Genomic DNA, 24,775 nt, shown 5'->3' on the forward strand with positions numbered 1-24,775 from the left:
GCCCCGCGGGTTCACGCCTCTTCCGCCGGTCTTCCCACCGATCCTCCGAGCGAGCCCTTCACCGGCCCTCCAGCGAGATCCTCCAGCCGGGCTTTCCGCCGGGTTCTCCGGCCAGGCTTCTCCGGCCGGGCGCGGGAGCGGGCCCGCCGCGTCCGTCAAGGGCTGCCGTAGTACTTCCTCCCCGGTGCGGGACGCCCACCGTACAGCTCGGACAGCGTCACGAACCGGTAGCCCCTGGTGGCGAACTCGTCCAGCAGCCGGGGAACGGCCTGGACCGTGGAACGGTGGATGTCGTGCATCAGCACGATGGAACCCGGCCCGGCCTCGGTCGCGCGCCGGGCGACGACCGAGGGGTCCTGGTCACGCCAGTCGAGCGTGTCGACGTCCCACAGGATCTGGGCGAGCCCCAGCTGGCGGCTCTCGGCGGCGACCCTGGAGTCGGTCAGCCCGTACGGCGGGCGCATGAGGATCATCGTGACCCCGGTCGCCCGCTTGACGAGCCACTGGGTACGGCCCAGTTCCTCCCTGATCGCGGCCTGTGACAGCAGGGGCAGCTGCGGGTGGTCCCAGGTGTGGTTGCCCAGCTCGTGCCCCTCGGCCACCATCCTGCGCAGGGTGCTCTCGCCGTTCCCGAAGGCCATGCGCCCGACGACGAAGAAGGTCGCCCTGGCCCGGTGCCCGGCGAGGATGTCGAGCAACGGCTCGGTGTAGGCACCCGGCCCGTCGTCGAAGGTCAGCGCCACGCACCTGATCCGCTCGCAGTCGATCCGGCGCGCCCGGGGGGAGACGGGAAGGTCGTCCCGCGCCCAGTGCGACCGTACCGCGCCGGGTCCGAGCCCGGGGGCGACCGCAGGGGCGGGGGCGGGCCGCGCGGGGGCGTACGACGAGGGTTCACCGCCGGGGGGAGCGCCGGCCGCGGCCACGGACCCGTCAGGCGCGGCGGGCACGGGCCGGCCACCCGCGCCGGGCACGGCATCCGCACCGGGCACAGCGTCCGTACCGGGGGCGGCAGGCACGTCGGGGAGAGGGGACGCCTCAGGGACGCGGCCGCCGGTCGCCGCGGGTTTCTCGAATTCCTCGAATTCCTCGAACCCGGCGGACCCCGCGAGGACGGCGGGTGTCACGGTCGCCGGTTCCACCGATCCCACCAGGGCGATCGGGGAGGTGCAGCCCCAGATCGCGAACAGCGACGCCACCGGCACGACCCACACCCGCCACACCCGCATGCTTCCCCCCGAAAGCGCCGCGGGGACGGCGAGCGGCCCGGCCGGGTCCCCCCGCAAGATCATGACCGGGTATTCCACCAGGATGGGACATCAACGGCCGATTGCCCGTACCGACGCGCCACTTCACGCCACATCCGGCGAGATGCGCACCCTGGTGACCATGTCTCATCCGATGCGGCCAGTTAAAGCTTTAAAGCTCCCAAACCAGGCGGGCGATTCGGCGGCGTCCCCCGGAGACAGGAGGTCGGTGACGTCCCTCAAAGAGGAGTGACGTCCCTCGAAGACGAAGGGGACGGTCGCGGGTCACACGTCCCCTCAGGAGCGCCAGGAGCGTCAGGAGCGGTCGGGCGTCTCCCGGGGTTCGGTCACGACCATCATGAACCGCAGCGGTGTGTCCCCCTCGTTGGCGTACCTGTGCGGCCGGTCGGCGCTGAACACGACCGCGTCGCCCGCCTCCGCGAGGTGGCTCTTGCCGTACACGGAAAGGGTGAGACACCCCTCGAGGACGGTCAGCATCTCGCGCGTGCCCGGGGGGTGGGCGTCGCCGTCGTGATGGTCACCGGGGGCCAGCCGCCAGTCCCACAGTTCCAGGATGGCGGGCGCGTCGGTGCCGACCAGCAGCCGCGCGGTGCTGGACTTCCCGTGCGGGAAGGTGACGACGTCGGCACCGCTGACCACCCGTACCACGGGCGTGTCGGAGACCTCCACCATCCGCGCGACGGTCACCCCGAGCGCGTCGGCGATGCGGGTGAGCGTGCTGATGCTCGGGTTCGTCCTGCCCTGCTCGACCTGGACGAGCATGCCCCGGCTCACTCCCGAGCGCGCGGCGAGCTCGTCGAGGGTCATCTGCCGGTGCGCCCGCTGTGCCCGCACGTTGTTGGCGACCGCGGCGGTGATCGTCTCTGGATCCATGAGTTCAGTCTAGTGAACTCGTTTTGCACTCCATTGCACTTCATATATTGTCCTACCAGTGCAGTCTATTGAACCGAGGTGGAACGTGACGGCTGTGGTGCTGGCGACCGCCTGCGCGCTGGTGTACGGCACGGCGGACTTCCTCGGCGGTCTGGCCACCCGCCGGTCGCGGGTGCTCGCGGTGGTGGTCCTCTCGCAGGTCGCCGGACTGGTCGTGATCGCCGCGCTGCTGCCGTTCCTGCCGGAGAGACCCACGGCCGCGGCCCTCGCCTGGGGCGCGGTCTCCGGGCTCTGCGGCACGGCGGGGATCGTGCTGTTCTACCGGGCGCTGGCCACCGGCGTGATGTCGGTGGTCGCGCCGATCACCGCGACCGTCTCGGCGGCGCTGCCCGTGCTGTTCGGGCTGGCCGTCGGGGAGCGCCCCGAGCCGGTCGCGCTGGGCGGGGTGGTCCTCGCGCTGCTGGCGGTCCTGCTGGTGAGCCGCGGCTCCTCGGACAGGAAGGTCACCCGGGGGTACGGCCCGATCCTGGCCTCGCTCGCCGCGGGCGCGGGTTTCGGCGGCTTCTTCGTCATCATCGCCCAGGCTCCGGTGGACGGCGGCATGTGGCCACTGCTCGGAGCGCGCCTGACCTCGGTCGCCTTCATCGCCCTGCTGGCCCTGACCACGGGCCGGGCCCTGCGCCCCGGGCCCGGCACGCTGCGCGTCATCTTCGCGGCCGGTGTGCTCGACATGGCCGCCAACGTGCTCTTCATGCTCGCCCAGCAGCGCGGCATGCTCAGCCTCGTCGCCGTCCTGGTCTCGCTCTATCCGGCGAGCACCCTGCTGCTCGCCCGTCATTTCCTGGGGGAAAGGCTCAACACGGTGCAGGTGGTGGGAATCGGCTTCACTCTCGCCGCGGTCGCGCTGATCGCGTCCGGTTGACACGATGTCGCCGGCTGACTCTGTTGTGTTGGGGGCGGACGCTTGTTACGGTCATCCCCGTGCAGCCCGAGCGGGCGTTCCTCGACTCCGGCGGGCCGTTCGCGCACACCGCTGTCGCGTACGGTTCCGATTCCGGTTTCCTGAGCCTCGTCCAGCCCCTGATCGCCGGCGCCCTCCGCGAGGGCCGGCGGATCCTGGTCGTCGCGGGCGAGCGCGGGCTCGACCTGATCGGTGACGCCTTCGGCACGGACGCCCGCCTCATCGACCGCCGCCTCGCCGGGAAGTGGTACGCCCACCCGACGCGGACCCTCGCCGCCTTCCACGACTACATCCGGCAGCGGGAGCGGCCGCTGGTCCTCGGGGAGCCGGTGTGGTCGGGCTGGACCGAGCGGCAGGCCCGCGAGTGGATCCGCTACGAGTCGGTGCTCAACGCCGCCTTCGCCGGGATCCCGGCCAGCCTGTGGTGCCTGTACGACGAGACGCTGGCGCTCGACCACGTCCCGCGCACCCACCCCACGGAGCTGAGCGGCGCCGGCCTGCGGCGGAGCGACCGCTACGTCTCCCCGGAGCGGTTCGCGCTGCCGGGAGACGACCTCCCCCTCCCCGACCCGCCCCCGTCCGCGGTGGTCACCGACTTCACCCTGGAGGAGCTGGGACGGCTGCGCGCGCTCGTCACCGACCACGCGCACCGGGTGGGCATGCGGCGCGACCTGGTCGCCTCGCTCGTGCTGAGCGTCTCGGAGATGGCGGCCAACAGCGTGGAGCACGGGGCGGGACACGGCCGGGCGACCATCTGGGCGGCCGGCGGCGAGATCGTGTGCGAGATCGCCGACTCCGGCGGCGGCGACCTGGACGTCCCGCTGCCCGGTTACCTCCCGCCCGAGCCCGGGTCGCCGCGCGGGTACGGGCTCTGGATCAGCCGCCAGCTCTGTGACCTGGTGCAGGTACGCGGCGTGGACGGCGAGCTGAGGGTCAGGCTCCACATGACGCTGGAGTGACCGTCCCCCCGCCGGGACGGGAATGTCCGCCGCTCGCGCGCGTACGGTCCGCGCGCGAGGCCGTCCCCGCCGGCGGGGAGACCCCTGGTGCGCGTACGGCCCGCGCCCGAAGCGGGCGCGGGCCGTACGCGAAGCGGGAAAGACGGGGGCAGGAGCCGGAAGGCGGGAGAGGGAAGGGGGTCAGGCGGCCTGGACCTCCTCGGACACGCGGAGGCCACCCTCCTCGCGGGCGTAGTCCTCGAGCATGGTGCGGAGCTGGCGCCGGCCCCGGTGGAGGCGGGACATGACCGTGCCGATGGGGGTGCCCATCCGCTCGGCGATCTCCTTGTAGGCGAAGCCCTCGACGTCCGCCAGGTAGACGGCGACCCGGAAGTCCTCGGGCAGGGCGCGCAGGGCGTTCATGACCGCACTGTCGGGCAGCTGCTCCAGCGCCTCGGTCTCGGCGGACTTGAGACCGCTGGACATGTGGGACTCGGCGGCGGCGAGCTGCCAGTCCTCGATCTCCTCGGTGGCCGAGAGCTTGGGCGAGCGCTGCTTCTTGCGGTAGTCGTTGATGAAGTTGTTGGTCAGGATGCGGTGCAGCCACGCCTTGAGGTTGGTGCCCTCACGGAACTGGTGATACGAGGTGAAGGCCTTGGTGACGGTCTCCTGGACCAGGTCCTCGGCGTCGGCGGTGTTGCGGGTCAGACGCATCGCGGACGCGTAAAGCTGGCTGGTGACCGGTACGACGTCACGCTCGAACCAATCCTGGCGCTGCTCTTCCGTCATCGTGATCATTGGACCCCCCTCGTGCTCTTCCCCCCACTACCGCCCGGCAAAGGTACGACGCACCCTTTCTGACGGCGTACTTGATGCTCGCAGGCACCTTGTAAGGGGGCCGTTAAAAGCTCTACGTGGTCAGGGGACTGATCTGTGGCTGCGCCAACGGCGGGTGCGACACGCTCTACAGCCGGACAAGTCTCAGTATCGTAACATCGTTCCCCAGATTCGGTAGAAGGTGTGTCCATCATCACATATGCCCAGGTAGCGGCACCTTTGGGGTTGGGAAAAACGCCGCTCGCCACCCCCCCGAAACCCGTCGCCGGATGGCCCGAGACCGCCGCCAGGTCGGGGCCCGCGCCCTGAGAAACTCCGACACCCATCTCCACGTCTCCCCGCTTCCCACGTGTCGGGAACTTAATCTCCTTCTCAAGAGACGGGCCGGCACCCGTGTACGGTTCACCCGGGCGCCACCACCCGGCCCCCTTCCCCCTACCGCCCGGTAAGACGGCTCCCCACTCCCCCTGACACCCGGTAGACGGCTTCCCGCGGCCTCCCACGGCACGCCAGACGGCTGGAGCGGCCCGCCGGTCAGGTCGCGCGGTCCTTCGACGGCGCGGCCGCGACAAGCGACGCCTGTCGCGGCTCGCGGGCTCACCGGTGCCTGTCGCGGCTCGCGGGCCCGCCGGTGATCACGCAGTGGGCAGGGATACGGGTGAAGGGTGCCGAGCGGATCCGGCGGAGGTCAGGCGGCCTTCGCCGGGTCGACCTCGAAGAACTTCGCCACGTCGTCGAGGATGGAGTGCGCCCCCTGGATGCCGACGGCGGTCATCCAGGTGGTGTCGTTGACGTCGTGCTTGACGCCCTTGAGCCTGCCCCACAGCGGGTTGGCCTCGAACTTCTCCTTGCCCGAGTCGACCGCCGGGTCCTCGTAGGCCGAGACGAAGATGTGCTCGGCGTCCAGCTGGGAGATGTTCTCCTGGCTGATCGGGACCATGACGGTGTCGGTCACGGTCGGCTGGTCCTCGGGACGCGGGAAACCGACGTCCTTCAGCACCAGGCCCGAATAGGAGTTCTCCACGTACAGGCGGACGGTCGGCTCGCCCGCGAACCGGGCGACGGAGACGGTGGGCAGCTCGCCGTCCTTGGCCTTGATGGACTCGCCGATCTTGGCGGCGCGGTCCTGGTACTCCTTGAGCTTCCGCTCGGCGAGGTCCTCCTTGCCCAGGGCCTCGCCCACGAGCTTGAGGTTATCCTTCCAGATGGCCCCGGTGGTCTCGCTGAAGACCGTCGGCGCGATCTGCGACAGCTTGTCGTACAGCGCCTCGTGGCGGATCTTGGCGGAGACGATCAGGTCGGGCTTGAGCGCGACGATCCGCTCCAGGCTCGGCTGCTCCAGGGTCCCGACCGATGTGGCGTCCTTGGCGTGACCGAGGACAGGGGCCAGATACTCGGGAAGCTTGTCCTTCAGCGTCCGGTAACTGGTGAAGCCCACGACGTCGGTCTCCAGGGTCAGCACCGCGTCGACGAAGCTCTGGTCGAGGGCCACGACCCGCTTGGGCTGGGCCGGGATCTCGGTCTCTCCCATGACGTGCTTCACCGTCCGGGGGAACGCCGCAGCGTCGCTCACCGCGGGAGCCGCGGACGCGCCCGCGGTGCCGGAGGTCTCCCCGGCGGTACCGGAGGTGCTCGAACCGCAGGCGGCGAGACCGCCGGACAGCACCACTCCCGCCACCCCGAGGGCCAGGGCGCGCAACGCTCTCATCTTCATGGATCCTCTCACCAAATTAAGGCCAACCTTATTTAGCTTAGCTATACCTAAACTGACATACTCATCCCGGGTCCAGCGAGAAAAGAGGAGGTCAGGTGATCAACGCGGTGGCCGTCTCGCGGCCCGCCCCCGGCACGGGTCTCAGAAAGACCTACCGACGCCGCCTTTTCGTCCTGGCCGGATTGCTCGTCGTCCTCGTGGTGGCGGTCGCGCTGAGCCTCGCGTTCGGTGCCAAACCGGTCCCTCCCGGCGACGTCTGGCACGCGCTCACCGGCCCCACCGGCACCGAGAACGACGTCGTCGTCCGATCGCTGCGGATCCCCAGGACCGTCATCGGCGTCATGGCCGGGATCGCCCTCGGCGTCGCGGGCGCCCTCATGCAGGGCCACACCCGCAACCCGCTGGCCGACCCGGGACTGCTCGGCGTCACCCAGGGGGCGGCGTTCGCGATGGTCCTCAGCATCATCGTCCTGGGCGTCACCACCCCGTACGGCTACATCTGGTTCGGTCTCGCCGGGGCCCTCCTCGCCAGCGCGGGGGTGTTCGCCCTCGGCATGGCCGGCGGCGGGGGCGGCCCCACCCCGGTGACCCTGGCCCTCGCGGGCACCGCGGTCAGCGCGTTCCTGTACGGGCTCACCTCGGCGCTGGTCCTCCTGGACGAGCAGGCCATGGACGTCTTCCGCTTCTGGCAGTCGGGCTCCATCGCGGCCAGGGGCGCGGACGTGGCCTGGCAGGTGCTCCCCTTCATCGCCGCCGGCCTGGTCCTGGCCCTGGTCAACGCGCCCGGCCTGAACGCTCTCTCCCTCGGCGAGGACGTCGCCCGCGCGCTCGGCCAGAACATCACCCTGACCCGCGCCGTCGGCATCGCCGCCATCACCCTGCTCAGCGGCGCCTCCGTGGCGGCCTGCGGCGCGCTGGCCTTCATCGGCCTGGTCGTGCCGCACCTGACCCGGCCGTTCTCGGGCCCCGACCACCGCTGGCTGCTGCCGTACTCGGGCCTGGCGGGCGCCGCAGCCCTGCTCCTCGCCGACGTCATCGGCCGCGTGGTGGCCTTCCCCGGGGAGCTGGAGGTGGGCGTGGTCCTCGCCCTCGCCGGGGCGCCGTTCTTCATCGTCCTGGTACGGCGCAGGAAGCCGGTGCGGCTGTGACCACCTCCACCGCGCCCTCGTCGAGACCGTCCGCCGAAAGGCGGGCGCTGCGCGTCGGCCCCGCCTCCTGGCCGCTCCGGCCGCGCTCCACCGTCGCGGCGCTGGTCCTGCTGGCCACCACGGCGCTGTTCATGGCACTCGACATGCGGCTCGGCGACATCCCGATGAGCGTCCTCGACGTCCTTCGCGCGCTCACCGGCGACGGGCCCGACCATTTCGTGATCATGGAGCTCCGGCTCCCCCGCGCGCTGACCGGCGCCCTCGTCGGCGCGGCGCTCGCCCTGGCCGGGGCGATCACCCAGGCCATCGCCCGCAACCCGCTGGCCAGCCCCGACATCCTGGGCGTCACCACCGGCGCCAGCGTGACCGTGGTCGCGGTCATCGTGGCGGCGGGAAACACCTGGGGCGGCACCAGCGGCGCCCTCGCCGAGGTGGGCGTCCCCCTCGTGGCCCTGCTGGGCGGCCTGGCCGGCGCGCTCGCCGTCTACCTGCTGGCCTGGCGCAACGGCCTGGACGGCTACCGGCTGGTCCTGGTCGGCATCGGCGTCTCGGCCGTCTGCACCAACCTCAAGTACTGGCTGCTGACCGTCGGCGACGTCAACGACAGCAGCCGGGCCCTGGTCTGGATCAGCGGCTCGCTGCACGGCCGGGGCTGGGAGCACGTGGTGCCGGTCGCGATCGCGCTCGCCGTCCTCGTCCCGGCGACACTGCTCGGCACCCGCTCGCTGAGCGCGCTGCGCTTCGGCGACGACACCGTGACCGGCCTGGGCGTACGGATGAACCTCGCCAGGGGCGTGCTCATCCTCGCGGCCGTGCTGCTCGCGGCGACGGCGACCGCCTCTGCCGGGCCGATCGCGTTCGTCGCCCTGGCCGCCCCGCAGATCGCACTGCGCCTGGCGGGAGTGGCGCAGCCGCCGCTGGTCGTCTCGGCCCTCGCGGGCGCGGCCCTCACCACCGGCGCCGACCTGGTCTCCCGGACCGCGTTCACCCCGATCGAGCTGCCGGTGGGCGTGGTCACCGCGGTCCTCGGCGCCCCGTACCTGATCTATCTCCTCATCCGTGCACGCAGAGAGGCCCGCCAGTGAGGCTGCAAGCCGTCGACGTCAAACTGGGCTACGGGGATCGCGTGGTCGTCGACGGTCTCGACCTCGGGATCGAGGCCGGGACGGTCACCACGATCATCGGACCGAACGGGTGCGGCAAGTCCACGCTCCTGCGCGCCCTGGGGCGGCTGCTCAAGCCCTCGGGCGGCGAGGTGCTGCTCGACGGCAAGCGCATCGACAGGATGCCCTCCAAGGAGGTCGCCAGGGTCCTGGGCGTGCTGCCGCAGGCGCCGTCGGCACCCGAGGGACTGACCGTCGCCGACCTGGTCGCCAGGGGGCGGCACCCGCACCAGACCTGGTACCGCCAGTGGTCCTCCGACGACGAGTCCGCGGTCGGCGAGGCCCTGGCCATGACCGGTCTGCTCGACCTGGGCGACCGCCCGCTGGACGAGCTGTCCGGCGGGCAGCGGCAGCGGGCGTGGATCTCCATGGCCCTCGCCCAGGGCACCGACCTGCTGCTCCTCGACGAGCCGACGACCTTCCTCGACCTGGCCCACCAGATCGAGGTCCTGGAGCTGGTGCGCAGGCTCCACGGGGAGCTGGACCGCACCGTGGTGATGGTCCTGCACGACCTCAACCTCGCCGCCCGCTACGCCGGCCGCCTGGTGGCCATGCGGGACGGCAAGGTCGTCGCCGCCGGCCCTCCGGCCGAGGTGCTCACCGAGGCCCTGCTGGCGGAGGTCTTCGAACTGGACGCGAAGGTCATCGAGGATCCGGTGGCCGGCACCCCGCTGGTCATCCCCATCGGCCCGCTGTCCCGGCAGCCCTCGCGCTGACCGTCCGCACCGGTCCGGGCGGCATCCGCCCGAGGGCGTCCGCCGGGGCGGGACCCGCCCGTACCGCCCGCGACGCCCCGAACCGACGGCGGGACGGGCGGGCGGAACGGGCGGCGCGGGCTCAGTCTCCGAGGAGCGCGTCCACGAAGACCTCGGGGTCGAACGGCGCCAGGTCGTCGGGTCCCTCGCCGAGGCCCACCAGCTTGACCGGGACGCCCAGCTCGCGCTGGACGGAGATGATGATGCCGCCCTTGGCGGTGCCGTCGAGCTTGGTCAGGGCGATACCGGTGATGTTGACGACCTCGGCGAACACCTGGGCCTGGCGCATCCCGTTCTGGCCCGTGGTGGCGTCGAGGACGAGCAGGACCTCGTCGACCGTGGCCTTCTTCTCGATGACACGCTTGACCTTGCCGAGCTCGTCCATCAGGCCGGTCTTGGTGTGCAGCCGCCCCGCGGTGTCGACGATCACCACGTCGGCCTTCTCCCTGATGCCCTCGGCCACGGCGTCGAAGGCCACCGAGGCGGGGTCGCCGCCCTCGGGACCGCGTACGACCGCGGCCCCGACGCGATCTCCCCAGGTCTGCAGCTGGTCGGCGGCCGCGGCGCGGAAGGTGTCGGCGGCGCCCAGCACGACCTTGCCGCCGTCACCGATGAGGACCCGTGCCAGCTTGCCGGTGGTGGTGGTCTTGCCGGTGCCGTTGACGCCGACCACGAGGACCACCGCGGGACGCTCGCCGTGCGGCGTGGTGTGCAGCGTACGGTCCAGGTCGACGCCGATCTGGGCGAGCAGCTGCTCCCTGAGCAGGACACGCGCCTCCTCGGGCGTCCTGCTGCCCAGCACCTTCACCCGGGTGCGCAGCTCCTCGACCATCGCCCGGGTCGGCGTGACACCGACGTCGGCGGTGATCAGGGTCTCCTCGATCTCGTCCCAGGCGTCGTCGTCCAGACGGTCGCGGGAGAGCAGCTCCAGGAGCCCCTTGCCCAGCGTGCTCTGTGACCGGGCCAGGCGGGCGCGGAGTCGCACCATCCGTCCGGCGGACGGCGGCGGAACCTCGATCACCGGTGCGACGACGGTGACCTCCGCCGGCTCCACCGGCTTGGCCGGCGGCGGCACGGTGGTCGTCGACGCGTCGTCGTCCACGACCGTGCCCCGGCCCGGGGCCTGCGCCTCCTTGGGGATCGACGGCGCCTGTGGCGGTTCGACCCGCGGCGGCGCGGTCTTGCCCCCCGACCTGAACAGCAGGAGCATGCCGCCCGCCGCCAACAGGGCGATGACGACGATGATCGCGATTATGCCGAGATAGGCTTCCACAAGAGCACAGTTTTCCAGACGCCCCGGGATGCTCCGACACCCCGGTGCTCCGGACCGGTTCGCGGTCTTTCACCGGCGGCCACCATTCGGCCTCGCGAACCCTCGCTCCCCGAGGAACCGCCCCCCTTCGATCCCTCGCCCCCCGAAGAGCCGTCCCCCCTTCGACCCCGCGCTCCCCGAAGAGCCGTTCCCCCTTCGACCTCGCGAACCCGCGGTCTCCCGCTCCCCCGAGGATCCGCCTCCCCGGGTAGCGGCTCGGATCCCGGATCCTCCGCGAGGTCCCCGGCCCTCCGAGATCCCCGGTCCCCCGACGGCTCAGACGGACTCGTGTTCCCTCAGGCGCTGGCTGATGACCTGGGTGACGCCGTCCCCGCGCATCGACACGCCGTACAGCGCGTCGGCGATCTCCATGGTGCGCTTCTGGTGGGTGATGATGATGATCTGCGAGGTCTGCCGGAGCTCCTCGAAGAGGGTGAGCAGGCGCTGGGTGTTGGTGTCGTCCAGCGCGGCCTCGACCTCGTCCATCACGTAGAACGGCGAGGGGCGCGCCTTGAAGATGGACACGAGGAACGCCACCGCGGTCAGCGACCGCTCGCCGCCCGACAGCAGCGACAGGCGCTTGACCTTCTTGCCCGGCGGCCGGGCCTCGACCTCGACGCCGGTGGTCAGCATGTTCTCCGGGTCGGTGAGCAGCAGCCTGCCCTCGCCGCCGGGGAACACCCGCGTGAAGATCGTCTCGAACTCGCGGGCCACGTCCGCGAAGGCGGCGCCGAAGACCTGCTCGACCCGGTCGTCGACCTCCTTGACCACCAGCAGCAGGTCACGGCGGGTCTTCTTGAGGTCCTCCAGCTGCGAGGTGAGGAACGAGTGCCGCTCCTCGAGCGCCGCGAACTCCTCGAGCGCGAGCGGGTTGACCTTGCCGAGCTGGGCCATCTGGCGGTCGGCCGCCCTGGCCCGCTTGAGCTGCTCGTCGCGGTCGTAGGGGACGGGGTCTCCGTCGGCCGTCGGGATCGGCTCGCCGGGGCCGTACTCGGCGATGAGGGTGTCGGCCTCGACGCCGTACTCCTCCACCGCCCGGCCCTCCAGCTGCTCCAGCCGGAGCCGCTGCTCGGTGCGGGCCACCTCGCTGCCGTGCGCCCGGTTGACCAGCTTGTCCAGCTCGCCGGAGAGCTCCCGGACACGGATCCTGACGGCCTTGAGAGAGGCGTCGATCTGCCCGCGCGCCCGGTCGGCCTCGTCGCGCTCGCCGGCGGCGGCCCCCAGGGAGGTCTCCAGCGCGCGCAGCACCAGCTCGGCGCCCTGGACGACCGCCTGGGCCGTCCGGGCCTGCCTGCGCCGCCACTCGCGGCGCTCGGCCGCCCTGGAGCGCTCCTCGCGCTCGCGCTCGGCGGCGCGCGTCAGCTCGTCGGCCCGGCCCTCGATGCCCCTGACCCGCTCCTCCGCCGTCCGTACGGCGAGGCGGACCTCCATCTCGTCCTGCCTGGCCGTCGCGCAGATCTCGGCGAGCTCGTCGCGGAGGTCGGTGGTGGGCTCGGTCTCCAGCTCCTCGGCGCCGACGGCCGCGGCGAGCCGCTCCTCCAGCTCGGCGAGGCCGGCCGCGTCGCGGTCGCGCGCCTCCTCCGCGGCCCGTACGCCCCTGGCCAGGCGCTCGCACTCGTCGCGGGCCGCCTTGGCGGCGGCGCCCAGCCGGGCGAGCCGCTTGGCCACCGCGGCGACCTGCTGGTCGGCGTCACGCTGCCTGGCCCTGACCCGGTCCAGGGCGGCCTGTGCCGCGTTGACCCCGGCCTGCGCGTTCTGCACCCCCGTCTGTGCCTCGGCGACCCGCGCCTGGGCGGCCTCGACCGCGAGCTGCGCCTCCGCCTCGGCCTCGGCGGTCTCCTCCAGCTCCGTTCCCGCCAGCTCGGCGGCGACCCTGGCCTCGGCCAGGTCGGAGGCGGCCTCGTCGAGGGCGGCCCGCATCTGGAGCGCGGAGGTGCCGCCCGCCGAGCCTCCCTTGGCGGTGTGGGTGCCCAGAAGGTCGCCGGACCGGGTGACGGCCCGCAGCGCCGGGCGCTGCTCGACCGCCTTCCTCGCGGTCGCGAGATCGTCCACGACCAGCACGTTCGCGAGCAGGTGGGTGGCGGCGGCCCGCAGCTCGGCGGAGACCGTGACCAGGTCGATCGCCCACTCGGCTCCGGCCAGCGGCACCGGGCCGGGCGAGCCCGCCCCCGCCTCGGCCGAGGCGATGACGAGGGTGGCGTGGCCCCCGTCATGGCCCCTGAGGAACTCGATCGCGTCGGCGGCGCTCTGCAGCGACTCCACGGCGACGGCCTCCGCGGCGGCCCCGAGCACGGCCGCGACGGCCACCTCGGCACCGGGCCGCACGGACAGCATGGTCGCCACCGGGCCGAGCACCCCGGCCAGGTCGGCGGCGAGCAGCGCGGCGGCGCCGTCGGCGCCACCGGCCAGGCCCATCTCCAGCGCCTCGAACCTGGCCTCGAGAGCGGCCACCTGGCGCTGCGCCTGCTGGTCGGTCTTGCGGGCGGCGGCGAGGACGGCCCTGGCGGCGCCGAGCGCGGAGTTCGGGCCCGCGACGGCCGCCTTGGCCTCCTCGACCCCGGCCCTGGCCAGCTCGACGGACTCCCGGGCCTGCTCGACCGTCTCCAGGGCGATCTCCAGCTCCTCGGCGAGGGCGGGGTCGGCGGACGGCTCGGCACGCTCCTGGCCGTCGTGTTCGGCCTGGGCCTCCTCGGCGCGCTGCTCGGCCTCCTCCAGCGAACGCCGCAGCCTGCCGATCTCCTCCTCGGCGGCCCCCGCCCTGCTGCGCGCGGCGCCGGCCTGGCCCTTCAGCCTGGCCAGGCCCTCGCGCCGGTCCGCGGCGGCCCTCGCCTCCGCGGCCAGCCTCCGCTCCTCGGCGGCGAGCGCGGCCTCGGTCTCGGCGCGCCGGGCCACCGCTCCGGCGAGCGACTCCCGCTCCCCCTCGAGCAGCTCGGCCAGGACCCGCTCCTGTTCCCGGACCTCCTCGGCCTCGCGCTCGAAGTCCTCGGGGTCGCGTCCGCGCCGCTCCACGGCGGTGTCGGTGGCGTTCCGGTGCCGTTCGGCGGCGAGCCCGGCCAGGCCCCTGAGGCGTTCGCGGAGGGAGGAGAGGCGGAAGAACGCCTCCTGGGCGGCGGCCAGGCGCGGCTGGGCCTCGGCCTCGGCGGCCTCCAGCTCGGACTCGGCGACCTGGCCCTGCTCCAGCTCGACCTCCACCGCGGCGCGGCGGGTGAGGACGGCCGCCTCGTCGGCCATCTCCCGTTCCAGGGTGGTCCGCAGGGTGAGCACGTCGTCGGCGAGCAGCCGGAGCCTGGCGTCGCGCAGGTCGGCCTGGATGACGGCGGCCTTGCGGGCGATCTCGGCCTGGCGGCCCAGCGGTTTGAGCTGGCGGCGCAGCTCGGTGGTGAGGTCCTGCACCCGGGTCATGTTGGCCTGCATGGCGTCGAGCTTCCGCAGCGCCTTCTCCTTGCGCTTGCGGTGCTTCAGGACGCCCGCGGCCTCCTCGATGAACGCCCTGCGCTCCTCGGGCCCCGCGTGCAGCACCTGGTCGAGCTGGCCCTGCCCGACGATGACGTGCATCTCGCGGCCGATGCCGGAGTCGGACAGCAACTCCTGGATGTCGAGCAGGCGGCAGGTGTCGCCGTTGATGGCGTACTCGCTCTGGCCCGCCCGGAACATCAGGCGGCTGATCGTCACCTCGGTGTAGTCGATCGGGAGCATGCCGTCGGTGTTGTCGATGGTCAGCGTGACCTCGGCGCGTCCCAGCGGGGCCCGCGAGGAGGTGCCGGCGAAGATGACGTCCTCCATCTTGCCGCCGCGCAGCGACTTGGCGCTGTGCTCGCCCATCACCCAGGCCAGGGCGTCGACCACGTTGGACTTGCCGGAGCCGTTGGGGCCGACGACGGCGGTGATGCCCGGTTCGAACCGGAGCGTGGTGGCGGAGGCGAAGGATTTGAACCCGCGCAGGGTAAGGGTCTTGAGATACAACGAAACCCCCCATTCGCGGCGCGGCCGCTCCGGCCGGCGTGTCACACGCCGTGTCCCGGGCGCCGGTGAACGCGTCTTGCCTTGTCAGCCCACGGTCAGCCCACGGCTTCGGTCACGCGGGAAGACTACCGTTCTTCACCCGCGCCCGCCCGCGCACCGCCTATGGTGCCCTGCATGGACGCGGAACGCGGTGGGGGCGAGGCTCCATCACACCCATCGGGCGGCAGGGGTCACCTCAGGCGGCGCGCCTTCCTCGTGGGCGGCGGGCTGGCCGCGCTCGGCCTCGGTGGCGCCGCCCTGGCGGCCGGGCCGGAGGGCTTCCGGGACGCGTACGCCCAGATCGTCTGCGGCGCGGTCCCCGAGCCTCCGGTGACCTCGCCTGGAACGCTCCATCGGAGCCGGGTCGACCGGCGGCGCGTGATCGTCGGGATGCCGCCGGGGGCGGGGGACGGGCTCCCCGTGGTGATCATGCTTCACGGCGCCGCCGGTGACGCGCGCACGCCGTTCGGCGCCTACGCGATCGACCGCTATCTGGCCGCGGGCGGCGGGCGCTTCGCGGTGGCCTCCATCGACGACTGGCCCTCCGCCGACATCCCGGGCACGCTGCTGCCGTACCTGAACACGAACGGGCTGGACACCGCGAAGATCGGACTGATGGGCTGGTCCGCCGGCGGCGCCGGGGCACTGAGGCTGGCCGCGGAGCTGGGCCCCGAGCAGGTGGGGGCGGTCGTCGCGGCTTCGCCCGCGGTGAGCGCGGCTCAGGCGCCGCTGCGCGAGCTCGTGGACATCCCGGTCTGGCTGGGGTGCGGCGAGCGGGACGCGTGGGCCAGGCAGACCCAGACGATGCTGAAGGGCCTCAAGGCCCTGGGGGCCACGGCCGAAGGAGGGATTACCGAAGGGTGCCAGGACACGGCCTACCGCCGCAGGGTGTTACCCGAGCAGCTGGCCTTCCTGGCACGGCATATAGGACGCACGTGACGGCTGTGACAGCTGTGACGTGCGTATCGATATGACAAGGGACGCCCCTACGAGGCGTCCCTGGACAGTGTGTTCCGCCCCGGCCCCGTTAGGTGAGGGCCGGCTCGCGATCCTGCAGACGGTTGAACTCCTCGTCGCGGGTGCCGGCCGCGAGTTCGTCGTTCTGGGCCTGGAGCCGGGTGAGCTCTCCCTCGAGATCACGGATGCGCTGCTGGAGGCGACGCATTTCCGAGACCATACGAGGGTCGGGACCGCCGACGTGGCCGAGTAGAGCCTTCGCCATAGTAAAGGGTCCTCCACGCTGAGTGACCAGACTGGTTCGCGCACTTCTTTACCGCGGGAGGGGTGCGCGTGGTTCTTTATCAAGAGTCGCACCGGTGAGGGAGACGGTCAAGTTGAACGCTCCGGATGGATGCACCAGTAGGCACTCTCGACGGTCAACTATACCTTATTTTGGGCGGTTTGGGGAAGTGGTCAGCGCTCGACAAAACCATGGAGGCCGTCTTTGGTCTCGCTCCAGCGTTCGACGACCCCGTCGACCCGTCCGGGTGTGTTCCCGCCCCTGAGCAGGTCGAGCAGCATCGCGCACGACTTCTCCGGGCCCTGCGCGACCACCTCCACCCGGCCGTCGCCGGTGTTGCGCGCCCAGCCGGTCAGGCCGAGTTCGAGCGCCCTGGCACGCGTCCACCAGCGGAAACCCACGCCCTGCACGTGTCCCCTGACCCAGGCCGTCAGCCGTACGTCCGTCATGCCGCGCCCCCTTCCGGCCTGGGCTGGCAGCGGGGGCAGCTGTAAGAGGAACGGTTCATGAACGATTCGCGAACGATCGGGGTGCCGCACCGGGGGCAGGGTTCGTCGCGCCGGCCGTAAACCGCCAGGGAACGATCGAAGTAACCGCTCTCGCCATTGACATTCACGTAAAGACTGTCGAAGGATGTGCCGCCCTCGGACAGGGCGGCGGACATCACCTCCCGGGCCGCGGCCAGCAGCTCGGCCACCTTCGGCCGGGCCAGCGTCGCGGTGGGGCGGGCACCGTGCAGCCCGGCCCGCCAGAGGGCCTCGTCGGCGTAGATGTTGCCGACACCGCTGATCAGCGACTGGTCCAGGAGCGCCCGCTTGACCTCGGTCTGGCGGGCGCGCAGCCGGTGGGCGAAGCCGTCGTCGTCGAAGTTCTTCTCGAACGGGTCGGCCGCGATGTGGGCGATCGGCTCGGGCACCGAGCGGCCGCCGGCCTGCGTCATGCCGGTCACCAGCACGTGGCCGAAGGTCCGCTGGTCGACGAAGCGCAGCTCGGGACCGCCGTCGGTGAAGCCGATCCGGACCCGTAGGTGCCTCTCCGGCGGCGAGTCCGGCTCCACGACCAGCAGCTGGCCGCTCATCCCGAGGTGCGCCAGGATCGCGTCGGAGCCGCCCAGGGGCAGCCAGAGGTATTTGCCCCTGCGCTCGGCGGGACCGACCGTGCGGCCCTCCATGCGGGCGGAGAACTCCACGGCGCCGGGGACGTGCCGCCTGATCGCCCTCGGGTGGAGCACCTCGGCGCGGGCGACGACCCGGCCGGAGACCCACCGCTCCAGGCCGCGGCGTACCACCTCGACCTCCGGCAGCTCGGGCATGCGTCTCTCCTCGACGACTCGAACGACTCGACCGGCCGGTCAGCCGGCCTCGCGCCTCTCGCGGTCCTCGCGGATGCGGTTCCAGGCGGCCTCGGCGGCCTGCTGCTCGGCTTCCTTCTTCGAACGTCCGGACCCCGAGCCGTACGCCTCGCCGCCGACGCGGACGACCGCGGTGAAGGACTTGGCGTGGTCGGGACCGCTCTCCTCGACATGGTATTCGGGCACGCCGAGCGACTCGGACGCGGTGAGCTCCTGCAGGGAGGTCTTCCAGTCGAGCCCGGCGCCGAGCGAGGCGGACCGGGTGATGAGCGGGTCGAAGAGCAGGTGGACGACGCGGAACGCCTCGTCCAGGCCCCTGTTCACGTAGACCGCGCCGATGAGCGCCTCGAGGGTGTCGGCGAGGATCGAGGACTTGTCGCGGCCCCCCGTACCCTCCTCGCCCCGGCCCAGCCGCAGGAAGCGGCCCAGGCCCAGCGAGCGGGCCACGTCGGCGAGGGCGCGCATGTTGACCACCGCGGCCCTGAGCTTGGCCAGCTGCCCCTCGGGCAGGTCCGGGTGGTTGCGGTAGAGGGTGTCGGTGACGACCAGGCCGAGCACCGAGTCGCCGAGGAACTCCAGGCGCTCGTTGGTCGGCAGGCCGCCGTTCTCGTACGCGTAGGAGCGGTGCGTCAGCGCCCGCTCCAGGATGGCGACGTCAAGGCGCACCAGAAGGAGGCGCTCCAGCTCCTCCTTGACGAACTCGACGGCGACAGGCTTGACGCTCGTACCCACGGTTTCTCCTCGCACGTTCTCTCAGCGAATGCGCGATGGCGAAGGAAGGAACGAGAGGTGCCCGAAGATGTGGTGGGCGCCGGGAGGGCACGCGTTCTACCGCGAACCCCGGCGTCCACCACAACCGCGGGCGGACCGCCATCGCAGGGGGTGCAGACGGTGACGCCGGCCGGGGCCCGTGGAGGACCCGGCCGGCATCCGTCGGTCAGAATGCGATCAGGCGGAGGGCTCGATCACCTGACGGCGGTTGTAAGTGCCGCAGGTCGGACACGCCACGTGCGGACGCTTCGGCGAGCGGCACTGGGGGCAGCTCACGAGCGAAACCGCGGCGGCCTTCCACTGCGACCTGCGGGAGCGAGTATTGCTCCGCGACATCTTGCGCTTGGGGACAGCCACGTCAGCTCTCCTGATCGTTGTTATGTTCCGGAATCAGACCTTGCAGCTTCGCCCAGCGGGCGTCGATCACCTCGTGGCCGTGGCCAGGCTCGGCGTCCGCCAGCCTGACCCCGCACTCCACGCAGAGCCCGGTGCAGTCTTCGCTGCAGACCGGGCTCAGCGGCAGTGTGAGCACCACCGCGTCGCGAAACACGGGTTCGAGGTCGAGAAGCTCACCGTCGAGAAGCGAGTCACTCTCGGCAGCATCCTCTGCCGAGTAGAAGAACAGCTCCTGGAAGTCCACCTCGGTTCGTGAGATGACCGGTTCCAGGCAGCGTGCGCACTCCCCCCGCAGCGGGGCCTGCGCAGTGCCCGTGACGAGCACACCCTCCATGACCGCCTCAAGCCGGATGTCCAGCTCGACGTCGACGTCCTTGGGGACGCCGATCATGTCGACGCCGATGTCCGCCGGTGCCGGGAGAGCGAGATTCATCCTGCGCATCGACCCCGGTCGCCGCCCCAGGTCGTGGGTCGAGATCACCCATGGGGCTCGGGGGTCAAGGTGCTGAGTCATTCCGCTCTCATTAGGCATGGCGCATCATCGCCGTCGTGCAAGGCCGAAATAAGAGAATAGCAGGGCCTAGCCCCTGAGCCGTTCGACCAGGAGTTCCTGCACAAGATCAGGCACCAGGCCGGCCACGTTCCCGCCGTACTTGACGATCTCCTTGATGCGGCTGGACGACAGGAAGGAGACCTCGGGGCCGGTGGCCATGAAGAGGGTCTCCACCCCGGACATCCGGTAGTTGAGCTGCGCCATCTGGAGTTCGTAGTCGAAGTCGCTGACCGCGCGCAGGCCCTTCACGATGGCGGGGATCTCCTGCTGCTTGCAGTAGTCGACCAGGAGGCCGTGGAACTTGTCCACGCGGACGTTCCCGTACTCCTTGGTGACCGTCTGGAGCGTCTGGATGCGCTCCTCCACCGTGAACAGGCTCTTCTTCTCGATATTGATCAGTACGGCCACGACGACCTCGTCGTACTGCCGGGAAGCCCGGCCGATGATGTCCAGATGACCGTTCGTGACGGGATCGAACGATCCCGGACAGACAACGCGACGCAAGGTGGACCCCCTGCTCTAAGGATTCCCGGAGGCGCGACCGTACCAAACGGACGCTTCGCCATAACGACGGACCCTCTCCTCTTCGTACCCCGGGGGCCAGACCAGATCCTTCCCCCTGCTCTCCCGCTCCACGGCGACCAGCGCGTCCTCGGCCAGCCAGCCCCGGTCGCGCAGCAGCCCGAGCACCGTCTCGACCTCCTCGGCGCCCAGCGCGTACGGCGGGTCGGCGAGGACGAGGTCGTACGGTTCCCCGGCGGTTGCGGTGTCTCCGGTACCGCCGGGGCCCCTGGCGAGCAGCCGCTCCACCCGGTCGGCGGCGACCTCCGCCCCGGGAAGGCCCAGCGAGGCGACGTTCTGCCTGATCGTCCGGATCGCCTTGGCGTCCGACTCCACGAGAAGCGCGTGGCCGGCGCCCCGGGAGAGCGCCTCGAGCCCGAGCGCCCCCGAACCCGCGTAGAGGTCGAGCACCCGGCACCCCTCCAGCGGGCCGATCAGCGACCCCACGGTGGAGAAGATCCCCTCCCTGGCCCGGTCGCTGGTGGGACGTGTCCCCCGTCCCGGCGGCACGGCCAGCCGCCGCCCTCCTGCGCTTCCCGCGATGACTCGGCTCACCCGGCCATCCTCTCAGCGCCGTTCCCGCCGCCGTCCGCCCTCCCCGTCCCGAGGGCGCCGCGCGCAGCACCGGCGTGTCGCGACGCATCACATAACCGCAGGTCAAAAGGGTCCTGGTAGGTGATCTAGGTCAAGAGTGGGCAAGGAGTGGCGACGAAAGCGTAAGGGTCGTTCCGTCCGGTGCCGGTCCCTTGCATGATGATTCCTGCGGCCTCCAAGTGACCCAGGGGGAGGCCGACCGGCGTGATCGTGAGCCCTTCCGCACGCCGGTGCTCTCGGCACCTGACCCGGGAGTGGGCCCAAGCGGGGACGGCATTCGGGGGGAGGCCGTCCCCGCAGTTGGGCACCGGGATCGAGATCCCCGCCGAGCGGCGCGGACAGACGTGTCGGCCGGGCACTCCACGGTCCCGCCCTGTCAGGTCTTCTCCAGGTACTCGGCGCGCTCGTCCGCCAGAAGCCTGTCGATCTCCGCGCGGAGCACGGGATGCCCCGCCAGCTCGGGGTCGGCCTCCAGCATGGTCTCGGCGTCCAGGCGCGCGGCGTGGATGACGTCCTCGTCGCGAAGGAGCCTGAGCATCTTCAGCGACGATCTGCGCCCCGACTGGGCCACACCGAGCACATCACCCTCCCTGCGCTGCTCCAGGTCGACACGGGACAGCTCGAAGCCGTCCAGGGTGGCCGCCACGGCGTCGAGCCGCGCCCTCGCCGGCGTGCCCCCCGGGGAGTCGGTCACCAGCAGGCACAGCCCGGGCAGCCCGCCGCGTCCGACCCGGCCGCGGAGCTGGTGGAGCTGGGAGACGCCGAACCGGTCGGCGTCCATGATGACCATGACCGAGGAGTTGGGGACGTCGACGCCGACCTCGATGACCGTGGTCGCCACCAGCACGTCGATCTCCCCCCGGGTGAAGGCCCTCATCACCGCGTCCTTCTCCTCCGGCGGGAGCTTGCCGTGGAGCACCCCCGTACGGAGGCCGTGCAACGGCCCCTGCGCGAGCGTCTCGGCCACGTCGAGCACCGCCAGCGGCGGCCTGCGCTCGTCGTCGGCCTTCGACATGTCGCCCTCGTCGCCCTCCAGGTCACCGATGCGCGGGCACACGATGTAAGCCTGGCGGCCCAGCTCGATCTCCTCGCGCAGCCGCGTCCAGGCCCGGTCGAGGAAGTGCGGCTTCTCCGCGGCGGGGACCACGTGCGTGGTGATCGGGGCACGGCCCGAGGGCAGCTGGGAGAGCGTGGAGACCGTGAGGTCGCCGAAGACCGTCATGGCGACGGTGCGGGGGATGGGCGTGGCGGTCATGACGAGCACGTGCGGACGGCCGCCCCCGGCCTTCTCGCGGAGCGCGTCGCGCTGCTCGACGCCGAACCGGTGCTGCTCGTCGACCACGACCAGGCCGAGGTCGGCGAACTGGACGCGCTCCTGCAGGACCGCGTGGGTGCCGACGACGATGCCCGCCGAGCCCGAGGCCGCGTCGAGCATGGCCGAGCGGCGGGCCGCGGCGCCCAGCGAGCCGGTCAGCAGGGCGACCGCGGTGCCGCCGAACATGCCGCCGGTGGCCAGGTCCCCGAGCATGGCCGAGATCGACCGGTGGTGCTGCTGGGCGAGCACCTCGGTGGGGGCCAGCAGCACGGCCTGTCCCCCGGCGTCGACCACCTGGAGCATCGCCCGCAGCGCGACGACGGTCTTGCCCGCGCCGACCTCGCCCTGGAGCAGCCGGTGCATGGGGTGGGGCAGCGCCAGGTCCGCCGCGATCTCCTCGCCCACGTCGCGCTGCCCCTCGGTGAGCTCGAACGGCAGCCGCCCGTCGAAGTCGGCGAGCAGCCCGCCGGGGATCGCGGGCCGGGGCGTGGCGGGCCAGGAGGCCGCGGCCATGCGGCGCTGCAGCAGCACCGCCTGGAGCAGGAACGCCTCGTCGAACCTGAGCCGCTTGCGCGCCCTGGCCACGTCGGCGTGGTCGCGCGGGCGGTGGATCGCCAGCAGCGCCTCCGACAGGCCGGGGAGCCGGTGCCGGGCGCGCAGCTCGGCGGGAAGCGAGTCGTCGAGCTCGCCCATCGTGTCGAGGACGACGCCCAGCGCCCTGCGGATGGCCCAGGGCGTCACGTCCTTGCCCGCCGGATAGATCGGCACGAGCGCGGCGGCGAACTCCTCGGCGCCCGTCTCGCTCTCCTCGATCATCTCGAACTCGGGGTGGGAGAGCTGCCACTTGCGTTTCTCGCCCTGACCGAAGGCTCCGACCTTCCCGGCGAACATGCCGCGCCTGCCCGGCTTCAGCCGCGTCTCGGCGATGTGGGACGTCTTCCCGAAGAACGACAGATAGATCTTGCTGCCCCTGCCGTCGACGATCTCGACCTCCAGCCAGGTGCCGCCCTTGTTGCGCATCGGCCTGCGCATCGCCCTGGTGACCTCGCCCACCACGGTGACGTGGTCGTCGACCCGCAGGTCGTCGAGGTCGGTCAGCTCGCCCCGCTCGGCGTAGCGCCGCGGGTAGTGCCGCAGCAGGTCGCCGACGGTGCGCAGGTCGAGAACGCTCTCCAGCAGCTTGGCCGTCCTGGGGTCAAGCGCCTTCGCCAGCGGCTCGTCGAAGCTCGTCACCCCCGTTTTCTACCGTGCCCGGACGACAGATTTCACCAGCCACGGCCTGCCCGGCCGTCCGGCGCCGGCTCACTCCACGCCGATCAGCAGCGGGTAGCCGCCCTGCCCGCCCTCGTACGTGACCACCTCGACGTCCGGCCTGGTCCCGGCCAGGTGGTCCTGTACGGCGCGCGCGAGCCCATCGGGGGCGTCCGCGCCCTCCAGGAGGGTCACCAGCTCGCTGCTGGAGGAGACCATGCGGCGTACGACCTCCAGCGCGGTCGCCGTCAGATCCGTGCCGATCAGCGCGGCGTCGCCGTCGACCACCCCCAGGACGTCGCCTGGGGCGGTCAGGCCCGCGCTCGTCATGACCTCGCGGTCGGCCACCCACACGTGCCCGTGGCGGGTGTGCGCGGCGGCCTCGGTCATGGCCACCACGTCGTCGTCGAAGCGGCGCAGCGGGTCGTGGACGGCCAGCGCCGACAGGCCCTGCACCGAGGCCCTGGTCGGGAGGACGCCGACCACCAGGCCCTCCTCCCTCGCGATCTCCGCGGCGGCGGCCGCGACCTCGCGCGTGTCGCTGTCGTTGGGCAGGACCACGACCTCGGACCCGGCCTCGCGGACGGCGGCGAGCACCGCCGCCAGCGGGGGACTGGAGCCGGGCTCGCGCCGGACGACCACGGCTCCCGCCTCCTCGAACACCGCCGCCAGCGCGGGCCCCGCGGCCACGGCCACCACACCCCGCCCCCGCGCGACCGGGTGGGTCCTGCCCGAGGCGACCAGGTACGTCACCTTGATCCGGTGAGGGCGGCCCCGTCTCATCGCCGCCTCGATCGCCGCGCCCGCGTCGTCCACGTGGACGTGGACGTTCCACAGGCCGTCGCCCCCCACCACCACCAGCGAGTCGCCGAGCGCGTCGAGCTCCCCGCGCAGCGCGGCGACCTGCTCCTCATCGGCGTCCAGCAGGTACATGACCTCGTAGCCGGGTCCCTCTCCGCTCTCCCGGGCCTCCAGGGGGGTCTCCGGGACGATCCGGTGTGCCGGGGCGGGGATGTCCACCCGGCCGGTGTAGGAGTCGGTGACGACGGCGGCGAGGCTCTCCAGGATGATCGTCAGGCCCGCCCCGCCCGCGTCGACCACCCCGCCGCGGGCCAGCACGTCGAGTTGCCCCGTGGTGCGGCGGAGCGCGGAGCGCGCCTCCCCCGCCGCCCGCCTCGCGACCGAGGCGAGATCCTCCCGCCCGTCGCGGACCGCCGCGGCCACGGCCGCCAGGACGCTCAGGATCGTGCCCTCGACCGGCCGGGACACCGCGGCGCGGGCCAGCTCAGCGGCTCTGACCAGGCCCCGCCCGAGGTCGGCGCCGCGCCCCTCGGCCTCCCTGAGCACCTCGGCGAGGCCGCGCAGCGCCTGGCTGACGATCACTCCCGAGTTGCCGCGGGCACCGAGCAGCGCCCCCTGCGCGAACGCCCTCCAGGTTGCCTCGGCCCCGGCGTCGTCGGGCAGCCCGTCGAGCGCCTCGGCGGCGGAGAGCATGGTCAGGTGCAGGTTGGTGCCGGTGTCGCCGTCGGGCACGGGGAAGACGTTGAGCGCGTCGATCTCCTCGCGTGCCCTTCCCAGCGTCTCGGCGGCCAGCCGCGACCATCTGCGCACCGCGAGCGGATCGAGAACCTGCAGCATTCCTGCCCTCCTGCTCCCCGGCTCCTGCTCGCGCCCGCCGGACGCCCTCACCGGCCTCCGGGCGTCTCCCGGTCGATCTCCGGCCTCGCTCCCCCACACGACTCTCCGGAGAGACCCGCCGTGGCGTGTCCCGGGAT

The 24,775-nt window shown here is 72.1% G+C and carries 22 protein-coding genes; 6 read left to right on the plus strand and 16 right to left on the minus strand.

Annotated elements, in window-relative coordinates; all coding sequences use genetic code 11:
* Positions 1–155: 155 nt before the first annotated feature.
* Positions 156–1,289: a polysaccharide deacetylase family protein gene (locus AB0G15_RS20065; protein ID WP_362841701.1), complete on the minus strand. Its 1,134-nt coding sequence runs from the start codon at positions 1,287–1,289 to the stop codon at positions 156–158.
* A 270-nt stretch (positions 1,290–1,559) separates the two neighbouring features.
* Entirely contained in the window at positions 1,560–2,138 is a 579-nt protein-coding gene (locus AB0G15_RS20070) for an XRE family transcriptional regulator (protein WP_362841703.1), read from the minus strand.
* A 58-nt stretch (positions 2,139–2,196) separates the two neighbouring features.
* On the opposite strand from AB0G15_RS20070, the gene AB0G15_RS20075 reads away from it, so the two are divergent.
* Together AB0G15_RS20075 and AB0G15_RS20080 are read left to right on the plus strand one after the other, a co-directional pair.
* Positions 2,197–3,060, plus strand: coding sequence for a DMT family transporter (locus tag AB0G15_RS20075; protein ID WP_362841706.1), 864 nt, complete (start codon positions 2,197–2,199; stop codon positions 3,058–3,060).
* A gap of 59 nt (positions 3,061–3,119) precedes the next feature.
* The gene (locus AB0G15_RS20080) at positions 3,120–4,058 is read left to right on the plus strand and encodes a sensor histidine kinase (RefSeq protein WP_362841709.1); all 939 of its coding nucleotides are present in this window, start codon (positions 3,120–3,122) and stop codon (positions 4,056–4,058) included.
* 180 nt (positions 4,059–4,238) lie between these two features.
* Here the strand turns inward: AB0G15_RS20080 and AB0G15_RS20085 are convergent, their stop codons facing one another.
* Together AB0G15_RS20085 and AB0G15_RS20090 are read right to left on the minus strand one after the other, a co-directional pair.
* Entirely contained in the window at positions 4,239–4,835 is a 597-nt protein-coding gene (locus tag AB0G15_RS20085; RefSeq protein WP_362693591.1) for a sigma-70 family RNA polymerase sigma factor, read from the minus strand.
* A 727-nt stretch (positions 4,836–5,562) separates the two neighbouring features.
* A complete protein-coding gene (locus tag AB0G15_RS20090) occupies positions 5,563–6,582 on the minus strand; it encodes an iron-siderophore ABC transporter substrate-binding protein (protein WP_362841711.1) in 1,020 nt (339 codons plus the stop codon).
* Positions 6,583–6,683: 101 nt separating this feature from the next.
* Between AB0G15_RS20090 and AB0G15_RS20095 the strand changes: the two genes are divergently transcribed.
* The 3 genes from AB0G15_RS20095 to AB0G15_RS20105 are packed head-to-tail and all read left to right on the plus strand — an operon-like array spanning position 6,684 to position 9,615.
* The gene (locus AB0G15_RS20095; RefSeq protein WP_362841713.1) at positions 6,684–7,736 is read left to right on the plus strand and encodes an iron ABC transporter permease; all 1,053 of its coding nucleotides are present in this window, start codon (positions 6,684–6,686) and stop codon (positions 7,734–7,736) included.
* Positions 7,733–8,821, plus strand: coding sequence for an iron chelate uptake ABC transporter family permease subunit (locus tag AB0G15_RS20100; RefSeq protein ID WP_362841716.1), 1,089 nt, complete (start codon positions 7,733–7,735; stop codon positions 8,819–8,821). Before AB0G15_RS20095 ends, AB0G15_RS20100 begins: the two co-directional genes overlap by 4 nt.
* Positions 8,818–9,615 carry an ABC transporter ATP-binding protein gene (locus AB0G15_RS20105; protein WP_362841718.1) on the plus strand — a complete coding sequence of 266 codons (798 nt, stop codon included), beginning with the start codon at positions 8,818–8,820 and terminating at the stop codon, positions 9,613–9,615. The genes AB0G15_RS20100 and AB0G15_RS20105 overlap by 4 nt, the downstream gene beginning before the upstream one ends.
* A gap of 121 nt (positions 9,616–9,736) precedes the next feature.
* On the opposite strand, the gene ftsY is transcribed toward AB0G15_RS20105, so the two are convergent.
* Together ftsY and smc are read right to left on the minus strand one after the other, a co-directional pair.
* Positions 9,737–10,927: a signal recognition particle-docking protein FtsY gene (gene ftsY / locus AB0G15_RS20110; RefSeq protein WP_362841721.1), complete on the minus strand. Its 1,191-nt coding sequence runs from the start codon at positions 10,925–10,927 to the stop codon at positions 9,737–9,739.
* 315 nt (positions 10,928–11,242) lie between these two features.
* Positions 11,243–14,929 (minus strand): chromosome segregation protein SMC, encoded by a 3,687-nt coding sequence (gene smc / locus AB0G15_RS20115; RefSeq protein ID WP_362841724.1) that lies wholly within the window; start codon positions 14,927–14,929, stop codon positions 11,243–11,245.
* Between the two features lie 174 nt (positions 14,930–15,103).
* Here smc and AB0G15_RS20120 point away from each other — a divergent pair, with 174 nt between their 5' ends.
* On the plus strand, positions 15,104–15,907 hold the full coding sequence (locus AB0G15_RS20120; RefSeq protein ID WP_362841726.1) for an alpha/beta hydrolase-fold protein: 804 nt from the start codon (positions 15,104–15,106) through the stop codon (positions 15,905–15,907).
* A gap of 88 nt (positions 15,908–15,995) precedes the next feature.
* Here the strand turns inward: AB0G15_RS20120 and AB0G15_RS20125 are convergent, their stop codons facing one another.
* From AB0G15_RS20125 to AB0G15_RS20170, 10 genes are all read right to left on the minus strand, one after another.
* Entirely contained in the window at positions 15,996–16,190 is a 195-nt protein-coding gene (locus tag AB0G15_RS20125) for a hypothetical protein (protein WP_344748163.1), read from the minus strand.
* 191 nt (positions 16,191–16,381) lie between these two features.
* Complete coding sequence (locus tag AB0G15_RS20130; protein ID WP_362841728.1) at positions 16,382–16,657, minus strand: acylphosphatase; 276 nt, start codon at positions 16,655–16,657, stop codon at positions 16,382–16,384.
* A complete protein-coding gene (gene mutM, locus AB0G15_RS20135) occupies positions 16,654–17,520 on the minus strand; it encodes a bifunctional DNA-formamidopyrimidine glycosylase/DNA-(apurinic or apyrimidinic site) lyase (protein WP_362841731.1) in 867 nt (288 codons plus the stop codon). Before mutM ends, AB0G15_RS20130 begins: the two co-directional genes overlap by 4 nt.
* Positions 17,521–17,559: 39 nt before the next feature.
* On the minus strand, positions 17,560–18,243 hold the full coding sequence (gene rnc, locus AB0G15_RS20140) for a ribonuclease III (protein ID WP_362693883.1): 684 nt from the start codon (positions 18,241–18,243) through the stop codon (positions 17,560–17,562).
* A gap of 264 nt (positions 18,244–18,507) precedes the next feature.
* The gene (rpmF, locus tag AB0G15_RS20145; protein ID WP_012894381.1) at positions 18,508–18,687 is read right to left on the minus strand and encodes a 50S ribosomal protein L32; all 180 of its coding nucleotides are present in this window, start codon (positions 18,685–18,687) and stop codon (positions 18,508–18,510) included.
* A gap of 1 nt (position 18,688) precedes the next feature.
* Complete coding sequence (locus AB0G15_RS20150) at positions 18,689–19,240, minus strand: YceD family protein (protein ID WP_362693621.1); 552 nt, start codon at positions 19,238–19,240, stop codon at positions 18,689–18,691.
* A gap of 66 nt (positions 19,241–19,306) precedes the next feature.
* On the minus strand, positions 19,307–19,783 hold the full coding sequence (coaD, locus tag AB0G15_RS20155; RefSeq protein ID WP_362693624.1) for a pantetheine-phosphate adenylyltransferase: 477 nt from the start codon (positions 19,781–19,783) through the stop codon (positions 19,307–19,309).
* 15 nt (positions 19,784–19,798) lie between these two features.
* Entirely contained in the window at positions 19,799–20,395 is a 597-nt protein-coding gene (rsmD, locus tag AB0G15_RS20160) for a 16S rRNA (guanine(966)-N(2))-methyltransferase RsmD (protein ID WP_362841734.1), read from the minus strand.
* Positions 20,396–20,810: 415 nt separating this feature from the next.
* A complete protein-coding gene (gene recG, locus AB0G15_RS20165; protein ID WP_362841737.1) occupies positions 20,811–22,982 on the minus strand; it encodes an ATP-dependent DNA helicase RecG in 2,172 nt (723 codons plus the stop codon).
* Between the two features lie 69 nt (positions 22,983–23,051).
* The gene (locus AB0G15_RS20170) at positions 23,052–24,638 is read right to left on the minus strand and encodes a DAK2 domain-containing protein (protein WP_362841740.1); all 1,587 of its coding nucleotides are present in this window, start codon (positions 24,636–24,638) and stop codon (positions 23,052–23,054) included.
* Between the last annotated feature and the right edge of the window lie 137 nt (positions 24,639–24,775).

The organism is Streptosporangium sp. NPDC023825, from assembly GCF_040639575.1.
In the GTDB taxonomy this organism is placed as follows: Bacteria; Actinomycetota; Actinomycetes; order Streptosporangiales; family Streptosporangiaceae; genus Streptosporangium.

What these genes read in the sequence shown, in the direction of transcription:
- AB0G15_RS20085 (WP_362693591.1), bottom strand. Translation starts at nt 4,835, where the DNA reads ATGATCACGATGACGGAAGAGCAGCGCCAGGATTGGTTCGAGCGTGAC.
- AB0G15_RS20070 (WP_362841703.1), bottom strand. Translation starts at nt 2,138, where the DNA reads ATGGATCCAGAGACGATCACCGCCGCGGTCGCCAACAACGTGCGGGCA.
- AB0G15_RS20170 (WP_362841740.1), bottom strand. Translation starts at nt 24,638, where the DNA reads ATGCTGCAGGTTCTCGATCCGCTCGCGGTGCGCAGATGGTCGCGGCTG.
- AB0G15_RS20090 (WP_362841711.1), bottom strand. Translation starts at nt 6,582, where the DNA reads ATGAGAGCGTTGCGCGCCCTGGCCCTCGGGGTGGCGGGAGTGGTGCTG.
- AB0G15_RS20065 (WP_362841701.1), bottom strand. Translation starts at nt 1,289, where the DNA reads ATGATCTTGCGGGGGGACCCGGCCGGGCCGCTCGCCGTCCCCGCGGCG.
- AB0G15_RS20120 (WP_362841726.1), top strand. Translation starts at nt 15,104, where the DNA reads ATGGACGCGGAACGCGGTGGGGGCGAGGCTCCATCACACCCATCGGGC.
- AB0G15_RS20130 (WP_362841728.1), bottom strand. Translation starts at nt 16,657, where the DNA reads ATGACGGACGTACGGCTGACGGCCTGGGTCAGGGGACACGTGCAGGGC.
- AB0G15_RS20150 (WP_362693621.1), bottom strand. Translation starts at nt 19,240, where the DNA reads ATGACTCAGCACCTTGACCCCCGAGCCCCATGGGTGATCTCGACCCAC.
- mutM (WP_362841731.1), bottom strand. Translation starts at nt 17,520, where the DNA reads ATGCCCGAGCTGCCGGAGGTCGAGGTGGTACGCCGCGGCCTGGAGCGG.
- AB0G15_RS20125 (WP_344748163.1), bottom strand. Translation starts at nt 16,190, where the DNA reads ATGGCGAAGGCTCTACTCGGCCACGTCGGCGGTCCCGACCCTCGTATG.